Source organism: Candidatus Jidaibacter acanthamoeba, assembly GCF_000815465.1.
Lineage (GTDB): Bacteria > Pseudomonadota > Alphaproteobacteria > Rickettsiales > Midichloriaceae > Jidaibacter > Jidaibacter acanthamoebae.
Map to the genome: position 1 here is coordinate 1 of NZ_JSWE01000045.1, position 593 is coordinate 593.

Genomic DNA, 593 nt, shown 5'->3' on the forward strand with positions numbered 1-593 from the left:
TGTCAAGCCCCCGAAATATGTTCCACTTTTTAGTTAGTGACAAGTCATGTAGTTAACGATTGTATTAGGAGTTGGCGGCTTGTAATTTAGAGAGCTATGAGGTCTAATTTCGTTGTAGTGTTTGCGCCAGTTTTCTATAATAACTTGTGCTTCATTTAGTGTACAAAATGATTCTCCATTTAGTAATTCATCTCTAAGGCTACCGTTAAACCTTTCATTGAATCCATTCTCCCACGGACTGCCAGGAGTAATATATGCTGTTTTTACCTTTAGTACTTCTAACCATTTCTGAAGAGTTTTAGCAGTAAACTCACTGCCATTATCTGAACGGATAAAATCAGGTATCGCTTCTGTCATAAATAACTTAGATAATACATCAATCACATTATCAGATGTAAGGTTATAACCAACCTTGATTGCTAAGCATTTACGGCTAAATTCATCTATTACTGTTAGCATCCTGATCTTCCTGCTTGAAGTTCCCCCTTCTGAGTAGACAAGAGAGTCTATATAAGTAAATACTAACTTATAAAAGAGCAGAGGAAAGGAATGAGTAAACTGAGAAAATACAGTAAGGAATTTAAAGAAGAAGC

The 593-nt window shown here is 35.6% G+C and carries 1 pseudogene; it reads right to left on the reverse strand.

Going from position 1 to position 593, the window contains the following annotated elements:
• Positions 1-60 precede the first annotated feature (60 nt).
• A pseudogene (locus NF27_RS01125) lies at positions 61-471 on the reverse strand (integrase core domain-containing protein); the annotation flags it as partial.
• Positions 472-593: the final 122 nt, after the last annotated feature.